14 protein-coding genes and 1 pseudogene are annotated in these 20,547 nt (G+C 67.2%); 10 read left to right on the forward strand and 5 right to left on the reverse strand.

The annotated features are described in order from the left end of the window. A pseudogene (locus IG178_RS11385) lies at positions 1-358 on the reverse strand (hypothetical protein); the annotation flags it as partial. Between the two features lie 187 nt (positions 359-545). Here IG178_RS11385 and IG178_RS11390 point away from each other — a divergent pair. Next, on the forward strand, positions 546-929 hold the full coding sequence (locus IG178_RS11390; protein WP_193212675.1) for a globin domain-containing protein: 384 nt from the start codon (positions 546-548) through the stop codon (positions 927-929). Position 930: 1 nt separating this feature from the next. Here IG178_RS11390 and IG178_RS11395 read toward each other — a convergent pair whose 3' ends face one another. From IG178_RS11395 to IG178_RS11405, 3 genes are all read right to left on the reverse strand, one after another. Beyond that, complete coding sequence (locus IG178_RS11395; RefSeq protein WP_193212676.1) at positions 931-1,347, reverse strand: fibroblast growth factor; 417 nt, start codon at positions 1,345-1,347, stop codon at positions 931-933. 83 nt (positions 1,348-1,430) lie between these two features. Continuing rightward, the gene (locus tag IG178_RS11400) at positions 1,431-4,112 is read right to left on the reverse strand and encodes a protein kinase domain-containing protein (protein ID WP_193212677.1); all 2,682 of its coding nucleotides are present in this window, start codon (positions 4,110-4,112) and stop codon (positions 1,431-1,433) included. A gap of 63 nt (positions 4,113-4,175) precedes the next feature. After that, a complete protein-coding gene (locus tag IG178_RS11405; protein ID WP_193212678.1) occupies positions 4,176-5,597 on the reverse strand; it encodes a CPBP family glutamic-type intramembrane protease in 1,422 nt (473 codons plus the stop codon). A gap of 91 nt (positions 5,598-5,688) precedes the next feature. Between IG178_RS11405 and IG178_RS11410 the strand changes: the two genes are divergently transcribed. The 5 genes from IG178_RS11410 (at position 5,689) to IG178_RS11430 (ending at position 10,064) form a co-directional block, all read left to right on the forward strand. Beyond that, positions 5,689-6,696 carry a CPBP family intramembrane glutamic endopeptidase gene (locus IG178_RS11410; protein WP_193212679.1) on the forward strand — a complete coding sequence of 336 codons (1,008 nt, stop codon included), beginning with the start codon at positions 5,689-5,691 and terminating at the stop codon, positions 6,694-6,696. 1 nt (position 6,697) lies between these two features. Next, positions 6,698-7,585 (forward strand): thiamine-phosphate kinase, encoded by an 888-nt coding sequence (gene thiL / locus IG178_RS11415; RefSeq protein ID WP_193212680.1) that lies wholly within the window; start codon positions 6,698-6,700, stop codon positions 7,583-7,585. 46 nt (positions 7,586-7,631) lie between these two features. Continuing rightward, entirely contained in the window at positions 7,632-8,315 is a 684-nt protein-coding gene (locus IG178_RS11420; RefSeq protein ID WP_193212681.1) for a 3-keto-disaccharide hydrolase, read from the forward strand. 76 nt (positions 8,316-8,391) lie between these two features. Then, entirely contained in the window at positions 8,392-9,408 is a 1,017-nt protein-coding gene (locus IG178_RS11425; protein WP_193212682.1) for a hypothetical protein, read from the forward strand. Positions 9,409-9,410: 2 nt separating this feature from the next. Then, positions 9,411-10,064 carry an AAA family ATPase gene (locus IG178_RS11430; RefSeq protein WP_193212683.1) on the forward strand — a complete coding sequence of 218 codons (654 nt, stop codon included), beginning with the start codon at positions 9,411-9,413 and terminating at the stop codon, positions 10,062-10,064. Between the two features lies 1 nt (position 10,065). Here IG178_RS11430 and ppsA read toward each other — a convergent pair whose 3' ends face one another. Then, entirely contained in the window at positions 10,066-12,459 is a 2,394-nt protein-coding gene (gene ppsA / locus IG178_RS11435) for a phosphoenolpyruvate synthase (protein ID WP_193212684.1), read from the reverse strand. Positions 12,460-12,592: 133 nt separating this feature from the next. Here ppsA and IG178_RS11440 point away from each other — a divergent pair, with 133 nt between their 5' ends. From IG178_RS11440 to IG178_RS11455, 4 genes are all read left to right on the forward strand, one after another. After that, positions 12,593-15,301, forward strand: a complete 2,709-nt coding sequence (locus IG178_RS11440) for an HAD-IC family P-type ATPase (protein ID WP_226895334.1) — start codon at positions 12,593-12,595, stop codon at positions 15,299-15,301. 120 nt (positions 15,302-15,421) lie between these two features. After that, a complete protein-coding gene (locus IG178_RS11445) occupies positions 15,422-17,062 on the forward strand; it encodes an NADH-ubiquinone oxidoreductase-F iron-sulfur binding region domain-containing protein (protein ID WP_193212685.1) in 1,641 nt (546 codons plus the stop codon). Continuing rightward, the gene (fdhF, locus tag IG178_RS11450; protein ID WP_193212686.1) at positions 17,059-19,740 is read left to right on the forward strand and encodes a formate dehydrogenase subunit alpha; all 2,682 of its coding nucleotides are present in this window, start codon (positions 17,059-17,061) and stop codon (positions 19,738-19,740) included. Before IG178_RS11445 ends, fdhF begins: the two co-directional genes overlap by 4 nt. Continuing rightward, positions 19,733-20,545, forward strand: coding sequence for a formate/nitrite transporter family protein (locus IG178_RS11455; protein ID WP_193212687.1), 813 nt, complete (start codon positions 19,733-19,735; stop codon positions 20,543-20,545). The genes fdhF and IG178_RS11455 overlap by 8 nt, the downstream gene beginning before the upstream one ends. The last annotated feature ends 2 nt before the right edge of the window (positions 20,546-20,547 follow it).

Raw genomic sequence — 20,547 nt, forward strand, 5'->3', positions numbered from 1 at the left:
TGTCCGGGTCATAACCGCGGGCGGCGCGGGCATAGAGGAGCTTGAGGTAGTCGTTGATCTCGGTGAGCGTGCCGACGGTGGACCGGGTGGTTCGGATCGAGTTCTTCTGCTCGATGGCAATGGCCGGCGGGATGCCGTCGATCTGGTCGACGTCGGGCTTGTCCATGCGGTCGAAGAACTGCCGGACGTAGGGCGAGAAGGTTTCGACGTAGCGGCGCTGGCCTTCGGCGTAGAGGGTATGGAACGCCAGCGAGGACTTGCCCGAACCGGACGGGCCGGTGACCACGGTGAGCTGACCGAGCGGAATCTCCAGGTCGAGGCTCTTCAGGTTGTGCTGGCGCGCCCCGCGGATGGAAATGGCGGGGCTCCCGGCGCCGGGCGCCTTCGCGGCGGGACCTTTGGCCTTCTTCGCCGGGGCTTTCGGGGACGGGCGGGGAGTGGACGGTTTCTTCCGGGGCACGCGGGGAGATTAGGCAGGACCGCGGGTCACGCTAGCGGAGTTTGCGGGACTTGCGCGGGATCCGCGCGGATGCGATGACCGCGGCATGGAATCGATGGAGGAAATCGTCGCCCGCGAGGTGGGAGCGGACGGCCTGGCCGCAATGGTGGCGGCCTTTTACCGGCAGGTCCGGACCGACGACGTGCTGGGCCCGATGTATCCCGACCAGGACTGGGAGGGGTCGGAGAAGCGGTTGCGGGAGTTCCTGCAGTTCCGTTTCCTCGGCATGGAAGCCTACACCGAAAATCGCGGGCATCCGCGGCTGAGGATGCGCCATTTCCCTTTCGTCATCGGCGAGCGCGAGAGTGCCCGCTGGGTGCAACTGATGGAGACCGCGATGGACGAGTGCACCGTCAGCCCGGAGGCCCGGGCGGTGATGTCCCCGTTCTTCGCACAGGTGGCCGAGTTCCTGCGGAACCACCCGCGCTAGCTCATTCCGGAGCCCGCTCGGCGCTGATCCGGTCGCCGTTCTGGTTGGTGCCCGACATCCGCTGGAGATCGCTGGAAACCACCATGGTATCGACCCAGTCGCCGCCATCCCAGGTGATTTCCACGGACCCGCCGTTGACGATCTTCCAGGTCCCGCGGCCATTCCGCGTCTCGTCCACCGACTCGCCGTTCGCCTTGATGACCACCGTGGCGCCGGAGAACCACTTCCAGGTCCCGACCGCGGCGGTCTTTTTCGTTTCCCTGCCGTCCTTGCTGATCCGTTCGGCGGTGATGGATTCATCGTTGTTGTTGGAGCCGGTCAACAGGCGGCCGTTCCCGGACAGCGTGAGGCGGTCGATCCACCGGTCGTCCCAGGTCACGATGTAGTGACCCGGGGTGTCCGGGTCACGTTCCCACACGATGGTGACATCCCGTCCTGCCCGATGGGCTTTCCCGCCCGCTTTGAAATCGACGATGCCACCGCTGTACCAGCCCCACCGGCCTACGATGGGGTCATTTTTTTTTTAGGGTCACCGGCCGATGCCGACTCCGAGCCGGAGCCGATCGCCTGGATCCACGCCTCAAGGTCCTGGGCCTCCTCGATGAGCTGGTCGAGCTCCTTGACGATCTCCGACTGGCCACGCCCCTCGGCACCATCGCGCTCTTCCTTGATGTAGCCGATGAAGTGGTCACGGGCATTCATGGCCTTGTTCATGAAATCGCCGTCGATCTTCTTCTGCTCGGCGGCCGCGCCCTCGAGGATTTCCGACATTTCGGCCGAAATCCGGATTCCCGAGTCCTTGCCCACCTTTTCCGGGACCCGGTTGTCCTCGATGAGTTGCTTGACGCTTTCGACCTCTGGGGTCCACCGGGTGATCTCGCTGGCCTTGCCTAGCCGGCGCAGCCAGCGCTCGAGGTCGCCTTCCAGCTTCTTGGCATTGTCGGCGAGCTTCTTCTGCCGGTCCTTTTCCTGCTCACCGAGGTACTTCCGCGACTTGGCGATCCACGAGGCGGCGGGCGATCCCGGCTTGCGGGGGGCCGGCGGCGCGGCATCCGCGGCGGCGCTGTCATTGCTCCACTCGATGATGAATCCGGAGGCGAGGCTGGATGGATCGGCATCCTGCCAGCCCTTGCCCGGGTGGATGGTCATCGCGGTGCCGTTGGATTGCGGGTAGCCGTCCTCCCAGAGGGCGAAGTCCCACGTTTCGCCGGTCGTCCACTTCCAGACCTTGTCGTCGAGGACACCGCCGATCCACAGGCCGTCGCCGGCCTTGACGGAGGTGACCTGGTCGCTGAGCCAGCCGGCCTCGTCCCGGGTACCGGGCACGGCAAGGTGGCCACCGGCGATGCTGGCGTAGCCCTCGGCATCGTCGGCCGTCGCTTCATGAAGCACGATGAGGACGTGGCGGGAGTCATAGGCAAGGGTGCCGGGCGGGAACGACGGCACCGCCTCGCCGAGCGACTCCTTGGTCCGCGCGAGCACGGATTCGAGGCTGGCGGGATTCGAGCCATCGCGCTGCCACTGGATGACAAACGGATAGCGGTCCTCGCCTTTGCGGACGCGGATCACCTGGTTGATGTCGATTGCGACGAACTGGCCGGCCCCGACGGGCTTCTTCTCCAGCTTCCAGAGCGAGCCGTCGACGAGGCTCCACGAATCGCGGCCGGACCGACCGGCACCGATCCAGAGAGCGCTCTCGTTGTTGCCTTCGACCGGCTCCTCGGGAACCAGGCTGGAGAGCCAGCTCAGGTCCTCCTCGGTGGTCACCAGCGGCAAGTGGCCGCCATGGGCTTCGGCAAACTCGCCGGCCTCCTGCCAAGTCATCGGTTCTTCGATCAGGAGGTTCTCGGTGTTGCCGCGACGGATCGCGCCGACCGGCATCTCGGCCCGCTTGCCATCGGCCAGGGAGAATTTCAGCCGTTCGAGCGACTCGCGCGGAGTCTCGACCTTCGGCGGCTCAACGGGTTCCGGCTTGTCCTGCTTGCCCTTTCCGGAGCTGCCCATGTTCGCCGCATTGGCCTCGGCGATCGCCTTGGCTTCCTCCTTCTTGCGGGCTTCCGCCTCGATCAGGGCCTGGTTGGCAGCTTCCCGCTCCGCGGTGGAACGCTGGAGGGTCTTCCAGGTGATCGCAATCGCCACCAGCAGGACGGCGATGATCACCAGGTTCCGGACCAGGGTGGCATTGCCGCCGGCACCCATCTCCATCGGCGGCGCGGTGGCCGGAGGAGTGCCCGGGGCGGCCCCGGGGGCCGCGCCCAGCGGCGAAACCGCCGGCTTGCGCACGCCCTTGACCTTGATCGGCTTCGAGGTGGTCGGGGTGGGACGGCGTTTGACCGCGGCGGTTTTCGGCGCTGCGGCGATGAGTTTCCGCGGGCCGGCCGGCACCGGCTTCTTCATCCAGTCGTCGAGGGCTTTCGCCATTTCGGCGGCGTCGGGATAGCGCCCCGCCGGGTCCGGGTAGGTGGCCTTGTGACAGATGACGTCGAGATCGCGGTCGCATCCCACCAGCGCCGACGGCGGTTGGAGTCCTTCATCCGGGCGTTGTCCGGTGAGCAGTTCGTAAAGGATGACCCCGACGGCAAAAATGTCGGAGCGGCTGCCCGCGAGCTCCGGATTCTCGGTCAATTCCGGCGCCGCGTAGCCCGGGGTGCCCATGATAAGGCCGGGCCCTTCGGCCTCGACCGGCTGGGCCAGCCCGAAGTCACCGATCTTCGGCTCGCGCTTCGGCGTCAGGAGGATGTTCGCCGGCTTGATGTCGCGGTGGATGACGCCGTGTTCATGGGCGTGGGCCAGTCCGTCGCAGATGCCTTTCACGATCTCCGCGGCCTGGTGGGGATCGATGGCGGTGTTGTAGGCGGAATAGTAGAGTGGTTTCCCATTCACGAACTCCATCACGATATAGAGCATGCCATCGACTTCGCCGGAGTCATAGACACCGACCAGGTTCGGATGGTTGAGGCGGGCCATGGCGCGGGCCTCGGTTTCAAAGGATGTCTTGAACTCGGGGTCGTCGCCGAGTTCACGCGGCAGGACCTTGATGGCCACGTCGCGATCGAGGGATCGCTGGCGGGCCTTGTAGACGGCACCCATGCCGCCTTGGGCAATGAACGACTCGAACTCGTAGGCCGGCAGAAGTTCTGCAAGGGCCTCGAGGGTCGGGGCTTGGAATGAGGAGGAGCTCATGGAACGGAAAATGGCGGTTTAGTGACCTGACGCGTTTTTGGCCAGTATAAGGCTGGTCTCAAGTCATAACGGGGCGTGATAGACGATCCACTCGGGGATCTTGATGGCGGAATTGTAAAGCATGTGCAGCAAGATCGCCGAAGTGAGCCGGCCGGAAGAGGCGAAACACAGTGCGCAGGCAGCACCGAGGACGCCAACTGACATGAGTCCGTAGGCGTCGTAGAAGTGCACCAGTGAAAACACTGCCGCCGACAGCAAGGTTGCGGCGGGAATCCGCAATCGGTTGGCCAGCGAGCGGAACAGCACACCGCGGAACAGGATCTCCTCGGCGATCGGGGCGGCGAGACAGGCGGAGGTCACCGTCATCACGAGGCCCCAGCGGCCGACCTCCATCGGCGACAGTCCGCCGCTGGGGTCCAGCTCGCCATAGGGACCGACGGTCCGCTGCAGGACCAGGTCGATGAAGGTGACCAGCGCGAAACTGCCAAGCACCAGCCGCCCCTCGGGCTTGGCATTCAGGCCGAGCCGGCTGATCGCGTGGCCGCCGCCGCGGAACAGGAATCCAACGGCCACCAGCGCCGGCAGGAACCGCGCGGCCCCGTCCAGCAGCACGAACACCGGCGGCGACAGCGGGATCGGGGGCTTGCCGTCCCCGGTCAAGGCCCCCGAAATCAGCCAATCCAGCAACTTCCCGAACCCGAGCGACGCCAAGTAGGCCATCAGGAAGACCCCGAGTCCAAGACCGATCGGCCAGCGCCCCGGATAACCGCGCCCGGTCGATTTCAAGGCCGCCCGGAACGAGCGGAACATGGCAGGCAGGCAGACCGATCCGGCCATCACAAGCAACCAGACGCCCCCCCGGGCGACCACCGCCCGCAACGCCAGCTCGCGGTTCCGAGGGTCGCCGTCCGCCGTCCCGGCGTGGAGCTCGACCTGGCTCTCGCTGACCAGCTTGATCTCGCGCAGGTACTCGCGGTCCCACCACGAGTCCTCGTTTTTCTCAATCCGCCTGAGCACGAGGTTGGGATCGGGACGACCGGGCAGGCCGAAGGACGTGAACAGGCCGTCGGCCGGATTGTCCCCGCGCCGGAGGGCGTCCAGAATGACCAGGGCGTACGCACCTTCGCCGTCGAGTGCCCCTTCGCGGCCCAGCGCATCGAGCGACGCGACCGCGGTTTCCAGGGCTTCCTCGCGGTCCGGGATGGCCAAGCTCCAGCGCAACCAACCGGGCAAACCGGTGGTCGCCTCGGCCAGCCGCAGGTCCCGGTCCGATTTCAGCAGCGCCATCTGGCAAGTGCCCTGTTCGTAGCCGGTGGCCACCCCGAAGTGGTTGTCCCACAAGAAAACCCCCATCAAAAAGATCAGCAGCGCCAGCAGCGGCTCCGGCACGCGGCGGCGCAGGATCTGGCGATAGGGGTTGGCGATCTGCCCTGGAGCTGCGGAACTGATGGCGCGGAGAATCAGGAATTTTTGGAAAAACAGCAAGCATAGTCGATTATCATGATCAATTAACTAAAAACCCCGGGGGATTTCCCGCTGGATCGACCGACGCGCCCCCTCCACATTCCGCCCGTTCATGGCCATCGCTTCATCCGTCACTGCAGCCGGAACCGCTCTTTCCGCCGGCGGGGCCGATGCGATCATCGTGGGCACTTTCGTCGCAGCCGCGGTGCTTTTCGTGGTGCTCGCCGGCGTCCGGGCGGCGATGGCAAGAGCCTCGGTCCCCGCGCCTGGCGGCCAGCACCCGCTCGATCCCGTCACGCTCGGGGATGACGCCTCGCCGTACGCTCCGGGCAGGCAGTTCCCGCCGCCCTTGCCGGCCGTCGAAGCCGCCGCAGGGATCCACCGCTGGATGAAGATCCCGACCTCCGCCTACCGGCCGTATGACGTCGTGCTGATCGGCTTGGTGTTCCTGGTGTTTTTCTCCCTGACCGCGGGCTCGCTGGGCACCGACCCGACCCCGGTCGAGGACAAGTTCCAGCCCCCCGCCCTGGTCGCCTCGATCTTCTTCCAGCTGATGCTGATGGCGATGGTAATGTTCTTCGTGAAGTGGCGGGTCTCCCTGACCAGCTGGCTCGGGCTGAAGTGGCGGCAGTGGCCCTTTGCCATGGTGATCGCCCCGCTCACCGTGTTTTTCATGTGGTGCTTGATGGGAGCACTGCAGCTGTCCGGTTGGAACGGCTGGCTGGAGGAAAGCCTCGGCATCGAGTCGATGCAGGAGGCCGTCCAGCTCCTGCAGGAGGCCAAGGATCCGGTGGTGATCGCGCTGATGGCCGTGGCCGCGGTGCTGGTGGCCCCGCTGGCGGAAGAGGTCATTTTCCGCGGCTATCTTTACCCGGCGGCGAAGAAATTCTGCGGACCGGCCGGCGGCATCATCTTCTCGTCGATGGTCTTCGCGGCCGCCCACGCCAATGTCGTGGCGCTGCTACCGCTGTTCATCCTGGCGGTAATCCTCTGCCTGATCTACGAGGCCACCGGTTCGATCTGGGCGAACATCTCGGTTCACTTCCTGTTCAACGCCGCCACCGTCGCCCTCCAGCTGCTCGCCCGCTCCGGGCTGGTCGACCTCTCCCAGCCGCAGTGACATGAAGCGCCTGCGCGACCTCGGCGAGGATGCCCTCATCGCCCGCATCCTCCGCGGTTTTCCCGGCGGGAAATCGCTGGCCGTCGGTCCCGGCGACGACTGTGCCGTCGTCGACCCCGGCCGCGGGCCGCTGCGCCTGCTCAAGACCGACGCCATCGTCGAGGGCGTCCATTTCCTTCCCGGAACCCCCGCCGGGAAGGTCGGCTGGAAGGCCGTGGCGCGGGTTCTCAGCGACTTCGCGGCGATGGGCGGCAGCCCCGGGCACCTTCTCGTCACCGTCGCGGTGGATGCCGACCGGCCGGTCGCCTGGATGGACGGGCTCTATCGCGGCATCCGCAAGTGCCTCGCCACCCATGGCGGCGTACTGGCCGGCGGCGAAACGACCCGCCTGCCCGCCGGCGCGGTGATCTCCGTCGCCGGCGAAGGCCAGGTCGCCCGCAAGCACCTGACGCTGCGCTCCGGGGGCAAACCCGGCGACCTCGTCGTCGTCACCGGCCGTCTCGGCGGATCGATCGCCGGCAAGCACCTCGGCTTCACCCCGCGCCTCGCCGAGGCCGCATGGCTGGTCGATAATCTGCGCCCGAGCGCCATGATGGACCTCTCCGACGGCCTCGCCAAAGACCTGCCGCGCCTCGCTGCCGCCAGCGGCTGCGGATTTGAACTCGGCGAGGTCCCCGCCAACCGCGGTTGCACCCGCTCCCAGGCCCTCGGCGACGGCGAGGACTACGAGCTGCTCCTGACCGTTTCCGAACGGCACTGGAAAGCCGCGGTCCAAAGTTGGGATGCCGCGTTTCCGAAACTCCCGCTCAGCGTCATCGGGAGACTCACAAAACCCGGAGCCTCAACGATTCTTGCCGGCGGCTGGGATCACTTCGGCCCGCCCCCATAAGAATCGATAGACAACGGGGAATGATTCCGTCTTTTTGGGAGCACCTATGAAAGCCGCATCCCTTTTCCTCCTGCTGGCCACCACCTGCCTGCCCGCCGCCGAGAAGCCGATCTTCAACGGCAAGGACCTCACCGGCTGGGAGGGCAATCCGAAGCTCTGGTCGGTGAAGGACGGCGCCATCACCGGCATCACCGGCAACGAAGGGGACACCAAGCTCAACCACAACACCTTCCTGGTCTGGAAGGTCGGCACCGTCGGCGACTTCGAGCTGACCTTCAAATACCGCATCGAGAAGGGCAACAGCGGCGTCCAATACCGCTCCAAGCTGCTCGACCCCGGTGAAAACGGCCCGATCGTCAGCGGCTACCAGGCGGACTTCGAAGCCGGCAAAACCTACAGCGGCATCCTCTACGAAGAGCGCGGCCGTGGCATCCTCGCCCAGCGCGGGGAAAAGACCGAGATCGGTGCCGACGGCAAGCCCGCGGTAACCGGCCACGTCGGCGACAGCAACGAGATCCAGGCCGCCATCAAGGACGAGCAGTGGAACGACTACAAGATCGTCGCCAAGGGCAACCACGTGCAGCACTTCATCAACGGCAAGCAGACCATCGACGTCACCGACAACGACGAGGCCCATGCCCCGAAGGAGGGCATCCTCGCCCTCCAGGTCCACGCCGGCCCGGCCATGGTCGTGCAGTTCAAGGACATGATCCTCAAGACCGCCGACTGAGGCCCGGCGGGCCGGCCATCAGGCGGCCCCGCCATTGGGAATCGCCAAAGCCCCGCGGACAGTCGAAACTCGCGGGGTGATCTCCCGTCGCAAGATCAAGTATTCGGTCTCCCCCACCCTCCGCCAGTACCTCTACCACTTCGACCGCCTGCGCGACATCCCGCTCGTCTACGACGACCTGGCGCGCTTCGCGGGATCGATGCCCTACGAGGACCCGCGCGGGAAGGAGACGCTGTGGCTGACCGTCTTCTACCCGCAGGAGCTGATGCTCGAGCTGCGCCCGCAGCTGACCAAGATCTACGCCGAGCTCAAGATCGGCGGCGAGTCCGACCTCCACGAGCACCTCACGGTTGACCGCATCGACTTCGGTGAGTTCGGCAACTCGCGGCCGTTCCGGATCCGCATCACCAACCTCTACAACGACAACTCGGACTACTTCTACGTCAAGCAGGCCGACGCCTCGCGCATCTACGGCCTCGAGCTGGAACACATCCTGTCGCCCAACCGGATCAACTACCTGATCAACGGCAACACCCTGATCGAGGAGCACATCGCCGGGGTCCCTGGTGACGTGTTCCTCAAAAACCACCTGCCCCGCCCGGAACTCAACAAGGTCCGCATCGCCAAGGAGTTCACCAAGTTCAACGAACGCTGCTTCATCCGCCTGCTCGGCGACATGCGCAGCGTGAACTACGTCGTCGACATCACCCCGGACTTCGAGGAGGTCCAGTACCGCGTCCGTCCGATCGACTTCGACCAGCAGAGCTACGAACGCCGCGGCAAGACCTACCTTGCCTACCGCTTCGACTCCAACAAGACGGTCACCAAGGTCGCCTTCGACGTGCTCAACCGCAAGACGATCGAGCAATACGTCGCCGAGGAACGCTCGCAGATGACGCGCCGCGCCAAGGTCGAAAGCACCCGCCTCAAGGCCCTGCTGGGCGTCATGCGCCGCGAGGAACTCGCCCCGCGCGAGCACGTCATCACCCTGGCCAACGACCTCGAGAAGTATCACGGCACCGACGTCTTCCACGACTGCAAGACGATGGGCGAGCTGACCGCCGCCCACATCTCGCTGATGCTCGATCTCTGACCATGGACCCGCAACTCCCCTGCCCCGACGACGACGCCCTGCGGACCCGGGTTCGCAACGGCACGCACCGCTGCCGCATCGTGCTGACCGGCGGCCCGGGCGGCGGCAAGACCACCGCGGCCGACCTGTTCCGGCGCGAGATCGGCGAGCGCGTCGTCATCGTCCCGGAGGCCGCCACGCTGGTGTTTTCCGGCGGCTTCCCGCGCTGCACCGGGGCTGCTGCCGTCCAGTCGTCGCAACACGCGATCTACCACGTCCAGCGCAACCTCGAGGACGTCCAGTCCTCGCTCTATCCCGACCGGATCCTGCTCTGCGACCGCGGCACGGTCGATGGAGCCGCCTACTGGCCCGGCGAACCGGACGGCTTCTTCGCAGCGCTTGGCACTTCCCTCGAACAGGAACTGGCCCGCTACGACGGGGTGATCTTTTTCGAGAGCGCGGCCATCGGCGGCATGGGCATCGAGGGCGGCAACCCGGTGCGCACCGAGTCGCTGGCCGAGGCCGCGGTGCTCGACGCCAAGCTGCGCACGTTGTGGTCCCGCCATCCGCGCATGGTCGTGGTCCGGCACCACCCGTCGTTCCTCAAGAAGATCTCCTTCGGCCTCGCCGAGCTCGACGCGATGGTGGTGGAGCTCGACGCCCGCCGCGCCGGTTGATTCAAGCCCCGGGGATCGACGCGAGATGGCGCGTCACCTTGACCACGCTGTCCGGGTTGAGCGAAATCGAGTCGATGCCAAGACCGACCAGAAACTCGGCGAAGTCGGGATGATCGCTCGGTCCCTGCCCGCAGATCCCGACCTTCCGGCCCTTGGCATGGGCCGCGGCGATCAGCTCGCGGATCGCGGTTTTCACCGCCTCGTTGCGCTCGTCGAACAGCTTGGCCAGCACTTCCGAATCGCGGTCGACCCCGAGGATCAACTGGGTCAGGTCGTTCGAACCGATCGAGAACCCGTCGAAGCGGTCGGCGAACTCGGACGCCAGGATGATGTTGCTGGGAATCTCCGCCATCACATACACCTGCAGGCCGTTCTCGCCGCGGCGCAAACCGTTCTCCGCCATCACCCCGAGCACCCGGTCGGCCTCGCCGGGGGTCCGGCAGAACGGGATCATCACGATGATGTTGTCCAGGCCGATGACCTCGCGAGCCTGCTTGATCGCCTTGCATTCCAGCGCAAAGGCATCGCGGTAGTCCGGATGATAGTAGCGCGACGCGCCGCGCCACCCGAGCATCGGGTTCTCCTCCTGCGGCTCGAAGAGGTCGCCACCTAACAGGTCGGCGTATTCGTTGGTCTTGAAGTCGCTGGTGCGGACGACCACCGGCCGCGGATGGCAGGACGCGGCGATCCGGGCGAGGCCACGGGCGAGGGAGTCGGTGAAATAGGCCGCCTTGTCCCGGTAGCGGGCGGTCAGTTCACCGATGTGACGGCGGGTCTCCGGGTCGGTGACCTTGTCCGGGCGGAGCAGCGCCATCGGATGCACCCGGATCAGGCTGCCGATGATGAACTCCATCCGCGCCAACCCGATCCCCTGGCTTGGCAGGCGCCACCACCGGTACGCCGCTTCCGGGGTCGCGATGTTGAGCATGATCGGCGTCTCCACCGCGGGCAGCGTGCCGAGGTCGATTTCCTCCTCCTCGAAGTCCAGCAGGCCGTTGTAGACGAGCCCCTTTTCCCCGGCCGCGCAGCTGACGGTCACCTCGTTGCCGCTGGCGATGATCCGGGTGGCGTTGCCGGTGCCAACGACGGCCGGGACGCCGAGCTCGCGGCTGACAATCGCGGCGTGGCTACTACGTCCACCGTGGTCGGTGACGATCGCCGCGGCCTTCTTCATGACCGGCACCCAGTCGGGATTGGTGGCCTCCGCCAGCAGGATCTCGCCGGGCTGGAAGGCTCCAGCCGACGCCGCGTCCTTCAACCGCCGGACCCGGCCGCGGGCGATCGTCCCGCCCACCGCGAGGCCCTCGGCGATCACCTCGACCCGGTGGCCTCCGGGCTTCAAGCGATAGCTCTTGAATAAGCCTCCCGCCGCCCTCGACTGGACCGTTTCCGGCCGCGCCTGCAGCATGAAGAGCTCGCCGCTCGCCCCGTCGACCGCCCACTCCATGTCCATCGGCCGGCCGTAATGCTCTTCGAGCCGCTTCGCCCAGCGGGCCAGCTGGAGGATCCGGTCGTCATCGAGCACGAAGCGTCCCCGTTGTTCGGACGGCGTGTCGAGGGTCCGAAGGCGGCCTCCCTCGTCGCCGAACACCATCTTGATCTCCTTGGGGCCGAGGACTTTCTCGAGGATCGGCCGCTTGGTGGCATCGTCGAGCAGCGGCTTGAAGACCCGGTACTCGTCGGGAGTCACGGTTCCCTGGACGACCGCCTCGCCGAGACCGAACGCAGCACTGATCAAGATGACGCCCGGAAAACCGGTCTCGGTATCGATGCTGAACATCACCCCCGAAGCGCCGTCGCCGAGGTCCGAGCGGACCATCTTCTGGACGCCGACCGAAAGCGCGATCGCCATGTGGTCGAAGCCTTTCAGGTCCCGGTAGCTGACCGCGCGCTCGGTGAAGAGCGAGGCAAAGCAACGGCGGCAGGCGGCCAGCAACCCGTCGATGCCGGCGACCCCCAGGAAACTCTCGTGCTGCCCCGCGAAGCTGGCATCGGGGAGGTCCTCGGCGGTGGCACTGCTGCGCACGGCCACCCCGACATCATCGGTCTGCTCGCGGCGGCAGAGTTCCGCGTAGGCCGAGGTGATCTCGTCCTCCAGCGCCGGCGGGTAGGCGGCATCGAGGATGAGCTGGCGGATCGCCTTTTCCGTCCCGGCCTCGCCCTTGCCGCGGCGCTGCAGCAGGTCACGGATGCGGGGAACCAGTTTGTTGTGGTCGAGGAACGCACGGTATCCGTCCGCGGTGACCGCAAAGCCCCCGGGAACGCGGATCCCCTCTCCGGCGAGCGTGCGGATCATTTCGCCAAGCGAGGCGTTCTTGCCACCGGCGATGGCGACGTCGTTGTTGCCGAGATCCTCGAGCCAGCGGACCAAGGCGCGTGAGGTGGAGGCGATCATGAGGGAAACCGGGTTACCTTGACCCATAAACCGCTGCGACGACAGGCGCGCTGCATTCCTTCCGCAATCCTCCGCGGATCCTGCCAAGTCATTGGTGCGCAGCACAAATTCACCGAAGATCGACCGTGATGGCATGAAAGCGCGATCCATGACGGGGGACTACCACCAGCTCGACACCGGTGAGGTGGCGGAGCTGCTGGACGTCGATCTGCGGCTCGGACTGCCGGATGCCGAGGCCCGTAACCGACTCGGGCGCTTCGGGCCGAACGAGATCGCCGGCCGGCGGCCGCAAAGCGCCCTGCGCCGGTTTGCCGGGCAACTCCACCAGCCGCTGGTCTACGTGCTGACCGTCGCCACTCTGGTCACCTTGTTTCTTGGCGAATGGGTGGATGCCGCGGTCATCACCGGGATCGTCGTCGTGAACGCCCTGGTCAGCTTCCTCCAGGAAGGCAAGGCCGAGAAAGCGATCGAGGCCCTGTCGCGGATGGTCGTCACCGAAGCCACCGTCCGCCGCGACGGCGAAGTACGACGGATCCCGTCGCACGGCCTGGTCCCGGGCGACGTGGTGCTTCTTCAAAGCGGCGACCGGGTCGGAGCCGACCTGCGGCTGTTCAAGGTCCGCAACCTGCAAGTCGACGAGTCGATGCTGACCGGCGAATCGGTTCCGGTGGAGAAGCATGCCCGGCGGATGGCGCTGGAGACCCTCCTCGCGGAGCGACGCAACGTCGCCTACGCCGGGACCCTGGTCACCCACGGCCAGGCCGAGGGCGTGGTGTGGGCGACCGGCGAACGCACCGAGACCGGCCGCATCGCGGGACTGATCTCCGGGGTCGTGGACCTCGACACGCCCCTGACCCGCAAGATCACCGCCTTCAGCCGGGTGCTGATGTTCCTGATCCTCGGCCTCGCCCTCGTCACCTTCGCCATCGGTGTCGCGCGCGGCGAGCCGCTGGTGGAGATGTTCATGGCCGCGGTGGCGCTCGCCGTCGGTGCGATTCCGGAGGGTCTGCCGGCCGCCGTGACCATCACCCTGGCCGTGGGGGTCTCACGGATGGCGAAACGCCGGGCGATCGTGCGGCAGCTTCCCGCCGTCGAGGCGCTGGGCAGCACCACGGTCATCTGTTCGGACAAGACCGGCACGCTGACCGAAAACCAGATGACCGTGAAGGAGATCCATGCCGGCGGCACGACCTACGAGGTTTCTGGTAGTGGCTACGACCCGCGGGGCGGGATCCTGCTCGACGGCAGCCGCGTCGAGCCCGGCCCGGCGCTGGCCGAATGCCTGGTGGCCGGCTTGCTTTGCAACGACTCCGCGCTGGCGGAGGAAGACGGCCGCCGCACCGTCCGCGGCGACCCGACCGAGGCCGCCCTGATCGTCGCGGCGGAGAAAGGTGGCTTGCACGGAACCGATCTGGCCGGCCATCTGCCGCGGATCGACACGCTCGCCTTCGAATCGGAGCACCAGTACATGGCCACCCTCCACCACCGCGGCGAGGGCGAACCCCGGGTGATCTACAAGAAGGGTGCGGTGGAACGCTTGCTGGAGAAGTGCCACAACGCGCTCGGCCCCGACGGCTCGATCGTCCCCCTCGACGCCGGCGCGGTGCGTGCGGCTGCCGACGCGATGGCGGCGAAGGGCCTGCGCGTGCTCGGGTTCGCCCGCCGCATGGCGCCCGGTCACCAGCAGGAGGTCGAGCACCATCATGTCGCCGGTGGACTGACCTTCCTCGGCCTGCAAGGCATGATCGACCCACCGCGTGCCGAAGCGACGCGCGCGATCGCCCGCTGCCGCGAGGCCGGCATCGAGGTGAAGATGATCACCGGCGACCATCCGCTGACGGCCGCCGCGATCGCCGCGCAGCTGGGCCTGGGTGCGGGCCAAGCCGTGACGGGACGCGAGCTCGAACGATGCCCGGACGACAAGCTCGCCGGACTGGCGGCTGGCACGGCGGTCTTTGCCCGGGTCGCGCCGGAACAAAAGCTGCGGATCGTCCGCGCCCTCCAGGCGCAAGGTCACGTCGTCGCGATGACCGGCGACGGCGTCAACGACGCCCCCGCGCTGAAACAAGCGGACATCGGCGTGGCCATGGGCATCACCGGCACCGATGTCGCGAAGGGAGCGGCGGACATCACCCTCACCGACGACAACTTCGCTTCGATCGAAAGTGCCGTCGAGGAGGGCCGAGGGGTATTCGACAACCTGTCGAAGTTCATCGTCTGGACCATCCCCTGCAACTTCGGCGAGGGCATGACCCTGCTGGCCGCAATCTTCTTCGGCGCCACGCTGCCGGCGCTGCCGGTGCAGCTTCTGTGGATCAACATGATGACCGCGATCGCGCTCGGTTTCGCGCTGGTTTTCGAACCGAAGGAGTCCGATCTGATGCAACGGCCGCCGCGCGATCCCCGGCGCCCGCTCCTCGACTTCGCCCTGTTCATGCGGACCGGCCTGGTTTCCCTGATCATCCTCGGCGGGGCCTTCGGGTTGTTCCTTTGGGAACAGCAGGCGCGCGGGCTTCCCCTCGCCGAGGCCCGTACCGTGACGGTGAACGTGATCGTGGTGGTCGAGTGTTTCTACCTGCTGAGCTGCCGCAGCCTGACCAAGCCCGAATGGCAGATCGGCTTCTTCGCCAACCCGTGGATCTTCCCGAGCATCGCCACCATGATCGGCCTGCAGCTGCTGTTCACCTACGCCCCGCCGATGAACCGGCTTTTCGGCAGCGCACCGATCGACGCGACCTCGTGGCTGCATGTCGTCGCGGTGGGCGCCTTCGCCTACTTCGTGGTCGGCTTCGAGAAACTGCTGCGCTTCCGCCGGGCTAACCGGGATCGCGGCGAAACCTGATGGAGCAGGTTGAGATCAATGGGTCCGGAATCCGGGCATTCCTCTCCTTTGACAAGATACGCGCAGGATTTTTCAGGATCGGGGGAGCGACATCCAACGGACGCGCCTAGCTTTGGCGGTATGGCTGGGAAAGCCTTCGAACCTCCCTTGGCGAGAATCCGCGAGTTCGTGAAGAGCCACGGGCTCCCGTCGGGGCATGATGCCGGGCTGCTCGCAGCCGGGTTGGGCATGCCGGCCGCGCGCCTGCGCGGCGTGGCGAGCTACTTCGCGGACCAGCTCCAGGCTCCTGCCGGGGAAGTTTGCGCCGGCACCTCCTGCATGCTGTGCGGCGGCAAGGAGCTGCACGACGCGATGCAGCGGCGCGGCGCGTCCTACCGGCGGGTCTATTGCCTTGGCTACTGCGACCGCTCGCCGGCACTGCTCGACAGCACCCGGCGGCCGCGCTTCCGCGGATCGGCCTACTGTTTTGCGTCGGGCGGCGAAGGCTCGGGCGATCCGGTGCTGCCGGACATCCGCTGCCACGCGCGTATGCCGGTGGTGACGCGGCGGATCGGCCGCGGCGGCGCTGCCACCCTGGCCGCCGCACGCGAAAGCGGCGCCTACGAGATTCTCGCCAGGGCCTTGAAAGGAAGTCCGGCGGAGGTGCTGGCGGCGATGGACCACGCCGGCGAACGCGGCCGCGGCGGCGCCGGATTCCCCACCGGAAAGAAGTGGCGGAGCTGTGCGGAAACCCCGGCGGACCGGCGCTACGTGATCGCCAACGGCGACGAAGGTGATCCGGGCTCCTTCATCGACCGCGTGCTGATGGAGGCCGATCCCCACGGGGTGATCGAAGGGATGCTGCTGTGCGGCTACGCGGTGGGCGCGGCGGAAGGCATCGTTTTCGTCCGCTCCGAATACCCGCAAGCCTTGGCAGTGATGCAAGCCGCCGTCGCGGAGGCCCGCAACGCGGGATGCATCGGAACGAACATCCTCGGCAGTGGCTTCGATTTCGAGATCACGGTGATCCAGGGCATGGGCAGCTATGTCTGCGGCGAAGAGACCGCGCTGATCAATGCGCTCGAGGGCAAGCGCGGCGAAGTCCGCATCCGCCCCCCGTATCCGACCGAGGAGGGACTCCACGGCTGCCCGACGGTGATCAACAACGTCGAGACCCTGGTCAACGTGCCCTTCATCGTCGCGGACGGCGGGGAAAGTTATGCGGCTCTCGGTTCGCCCGGCAGCAAGGGCACCAAGGCGCTGTCCCTGAACCGCGGCTTCGTCCGGCCGGGAATCGTCGAGGTGGAATTCGGCACCTCCTTGCGCCAAGTGATCGAGGACTTCGGCGGCGGCGGGCGCGACGGGAAGCCGCTGGCGGCCGTGCTGCTCGGCGGACCGATGGGCAACGTCCTGACGCCCGCCGAATGGGACGTGCCAGTGTGCTACGAGGCGATGCGCGCGCGGGGCATCGAGCTCGGTCACGGTGGCCTGGTCGCGGTGCCCGAGGACGCCGACTTCCGGGCACTGCTCGAACACTGGATCCGGTTCATGGTCGACGAGTCCTGCGGCAAATGCGTGCCGTGCCGGCTGGGCTCGCAGTGCGCCGCCAACGCGCTGAACGCTGGAACCAGCGAATCCACCACGCGGGCGCGGCTCGACGAACTCTTCGCCGCCATGGAACAGGGCAGCCTTTGCGCCTTCGGCCGATCGATCCCGCGGCCGATGCGCCAGCTGGTGGCCAACTTCAGAGATCGCATCTTTGGAAACCCCGCCGGATCATGACCGCAACCATCGATGGCAAGTCCGTGGCGATCCGGCCCGGCGAATCCGTGCTCGAAGCGGCCCGGCGCCTGGGCATCGAGGTGCCCACCTTGTGTCACGCCGACGGCTTGCGGCCGGAAGGCGGTTGCCGGATGTGCCTGGTCCGCTGCGAAGGCCGGGAGCGCCCGCTCGCCGCCTGCCACACGACGCTCGAAGCCGGCATGGACATCGAGACCGGAGGCGCGGATCTCGACAACCTGCGCCGAACCATCCTCGGGATGTACCTCGAATGCGGCAGCCAGAGCGGCTTCGATGCCGGTCATGTCCGGAAGGGGCGCTTCACCGACCTGTTAGAGCGATACGGCCTGCCGCTGCCCCTCCCCGCGACGCCCGGGGAGTTGGATGCGAGCCATCCCCTCCTCCGCTTCAACCCGCAGGCTTGCATCACCTGCCGCCTGTGTCTCGAGGCCTGCGAGCAGGTGCAGGGGCAGTTCGTCTACGGCGTGAGCGGACGCGGCCCGCGAACCCGGTTGATCCACGGGCCCGGCCCGGCATTTGCCGACGGCCCCTGCGTCGCCTGTGGGGCCTGCGTCGACCTGTGCCCGACCGGTGCGGTGAGCGACCGTGACCGGGTCGATGAGCCGCGGCCGGCGGAGAAACGAACACGAACGGTCTGCGGCTTTTGCGGCGTCGGCTGCCGGATCGAGGTCGGATCGGCCGGCAACCGGGTGCTGCGCGTGAAGGGCGTGCCGGAGGCTGCGGTCAACCGCGGCCACCTTTGCCTGAAGGGCCGCTACGCCCACACCTGGCAAAACTCCGGCGATCGCCTGACGACCCCGCTGTTGAAGGACGGCGACGGCTTCCGTGAAGCGAGCTGGGACGAGGCCATCGGCTTCATCGCGCGGCGGCTTTCCACGATCAAGGCGGAGTCGGGTCCGGATGCCCTGGGTGCCTTCACCTCGTCCCGGTCGACGAATGAGGCCTGCTATCTCCTGCAGAAGCTCTTCCGCAGCGTGATCGGCACCAACAACGTCGACTGCTGCGCGCGGGTCTGCCATTCGTCGACCGCCCTGGCCCTGCAGCTCGTCACCGGAACCGGCGCGGCGAGCGCCTCGTTCGCCGACATCGAGCGGGCCGGTTGCATAGTGGTCGCCGGCGCGAACCCGACCGAGGCCCACCCGGTGGTCGGGGCGCGGATCAAGCAGGCGGCGCGGCGCGGCGTCCCGCTGGTGGTGATCGACCCGCGGCGGATCGAGCTGGCGGAGTTCGCCGGAATCCATCTCCAGCTGCTTCCGGGAACCAACGTCGCCTTGTTCAACGGGATCGCCAAGGTCCTGCTGGACGAGGGTCGGGTCGACGGGACGTATCTGGAGCAGCGCACCGAGGGGCTCGACGAGCTCCGTGGATTCCTCGCGACGGTCGACCTCGCCGAGGTCGCGGCGGTCACCGGGGTGGCCGCGGGGCGGATCCGGGAGGCGGCGCGTTTGATCGGCAACTCGCGGCCGGCGCTGTTCGTCCACGGCCTGGGATTGTCGGAGCTGGCGCAGGGCACGGCCTCGGTGATGACGCTGTGCAATCTCGGCATGCTCACCGGAAGCATCGGGGTTCCGGGCGCCGGCATGCTGCCGTTGCGGGGCCAGAACAATGTCCAGGGCAGCGCCGACATGGGCAGCATGCCCGGCCACTTCACGGGTTACCAGGCGGTCGGCGACCCGGAGGCACGGGCCAGGATCGGCCGGATCTGGGGCAAGCTGCCACCCGAGGAGCCCGGCCTGACCAGCACCCTGATGCTGCGCGCGGCGGCGCGAGGCGAACTACGGGGTTTATGGTTGATGGGCGAGGATGTCGTGCAGAGCGATCCGAACGAGGCCGAGGTGATCAAGGCGCTCGAGCGGCTCGACCTGGTGATCGTGCAGGACCCGTTCTTCTGCGGGACGGCGAAGTACGCGCATGTCGTACTTCCCGCCGCGGGATTCCTGGAACAGGAGGGAACCTTCACCAACGGCGAACGGCGGATCCAACACGTGGTTCCGGCCGTGACGCCGCCCGGCGGGGCGCGGCCCGACTGGCAGGCGGTGATGGACGTCGCCGCCCGCCTGGGTGCCGGCTGGAAACAGGCTTCCCCGGACGAAGTGATGGATGAAATCGCGGAGGTCGCGCCGGATCTCTTCGGCGGAGTGAGCTACGTCCGCCTGGGACCCGACGGCCTGCAGTGGCCCTGCCCCGCCCCCGGCCACCCGGGCACCGCCTGCGTGCACGCCGGCGGATTCCTGCGCGGCAAGGGCAAGCTGGTCGCGATCGCCCATGAGCCGAGTCCCGAGCACGGGGTCGCCGGCTATCCCTACCTGCTGGTCACCGGCCGGTTGCTGGAACACTACAACGTCGGCACCATGACCCGCCGCAGCCCGCTCGCCGGGCTGGTGTCGGCCGACGTGCTGGAAATTCACCCGTCGGACGCGCTCCGCGAGGGCTTCCGCGACGGAGCCCGGGTGCGGGTCGAGAGCCGCTGGGGCGGCACGGAGGTGCCCGTCCGCCATTCTCCACGGATCGCTCCCGGCACCTTGTTCCTGAGTTTCCACTTCCCGGAAACCCACGCCAACCGCCTGACCGGGCCGACCCTCGATCCTCTTTCCAAGTGCCCGCAGTTCAAGGCGACCGCCGTGCGGGTGCGGTCCCCGGAACCCCACGACCATGCCTGAGATCTACGGCCACGACGCCTACTCGCCGGAGCAGATCGCCGAACGGATCGAGTCGGTGGGGGTGAAGAAGGCTCGCTTGCCGGCCTTCAAGATGTTCGCACTGGCGGTCCTCGCCGGCGGATTCATCGGGCTCGGGGCGCTCAACTACACGGTGGTGGCCAGCGACCCTTTCCTCGGCTTCGCCTGGCAGCGGCTGCTCGGCGGCCTCGCGTTCTCGCTGGGCCTGATCCTCGTGGTGGTGGCCGGCGCCGAGCTGTTCACCGGAAACAACCTGCTGGTGATGAGCTGGATGAACGGCCGGATCACCACCGCCCTCTTGCTGCGGAATTTCATCATCGTCTACTTCGGCAATGCCGCCGGCGCGATCGGATTGGCGTGGCTGGTTTCGCAGTCGGGCCACGGCGACTTCAACCACGGCGCGGTGGGCGAAACGGCGGTCCGGATCGCGACCACCAAAACCGCGATGGGATTCGCCGGGGCTTTCTTCAAGGGCATCCTGTGCAACCTCCTCGTGTGCCTGGCGGTGTGGCTGGCCATGGCCGGCCGCAGCGTCGCGGACAAGATCCTGGCGATCGTCTTTCCGGTCTCGGCTTTCGTTGCCGCCGGGTTCGAGCACAGCGTGGCCAACCTCTACTTCGTCCCGCTCGGGCTCTTCCTCTCCGCCGCCGCGCCGCCCGACGGGCTCACCTGGGCGGACTTCCTCGCCAACAACCTGCTGCCGGTCACGCTCGGCAACCTGATCGGCGGCGCGGGCATGGTCGGCCTGGTCTATCACCTGATCTACCGCCTGCCGCCGCGGCGATGAAC

Source organism: Neoluteolibacter marinus (assembly GCF_014904755.1).
In the GTDB taxonomy this organism is placed as follows: Bacteria; Verrucomicrobiota; Verrucomicrobiia; order Verrucomicrobiales; family Akkermansiaceae; genus Haloferula; species Haloferula marina.

Bases quoted from the DNA above. Each gene is read 5' to 3' on its own strand.
- IG178_RS11455 (WP_193212687.1), top strand. From the start codon at position 19,733: ATGCCTGAGATCTACGGCCACGACGCCTACTCGCCGGAGCAGATCGCC.
- IG178_RS11445 (WP_193212685.1), top strand. From the start codon at position 15,422: ATGGCTGGGAAAGCCTTCGAACCTCCCTTGGCGAGAATCCGCGAGTTC.
- IG178_RS11420 (WP_193212681.1), top strand. From the start codon at position 7,632: ATGAAAGCCGCATCCCTTTTCCTCCTGCTGGCCACCACCTGCCTGCCC.
- fdhF (WP_193212686.1), top strand. From the start codon at position 17,059: ATGACCGCAACCATCGATGGCAAGTCCGTGGCGATCCGGCCCGGCGAA.
- ppsA (WP_193212684.1), bottom strand. From the start codon at position 12,459: ATGATCGCCTCCACCTCACGCGCCTTGGTCCGCTGGCTCGAGGATCTC.
- IG178_RS11400 (WP_193212677.1), bottom strand. From the start codon at position 4,112: ATGAGCTCCTCCTCATTCCAAGCCCCGACCCTCGAGGCCCTTGCAGAA.
- thiL (WP_193212680.1), top strand. From the start codon at position 6,698: ATGAAGCGCCTGCGCGACCTCGGCGAGGATGCCCTCATCGCCCGCATC.
- IG178_RS11430 (WP_193212683.1), top strand. From the start codon at position 9,411: ATGGACCCGCAACTCCCCTGCCCCGACGACGACGCCCTGCGGACCCGG.
- IG178_RS11440 (WP_226895334.1), top strand. From the start codon at position 12,593: ATGAAAGCGCGATCCATGACGGGGGACTACCACCAGCTCGACACCGGT.
- IG178_RS11390 (WP_193212675.1), top strand. From the start codon at position 546: ATGGAATCGATGGAGGAAATCGTCGCCCGCGAGGTGGGAGCGGACGGC.
- IG178_RS11410 (WP_193212679.1), top strand. From the start codon at position 5,689: ATGGCCATCGCTTCATCCGTCACTGCAGCCGGAACCGCTCTTTCCGCC.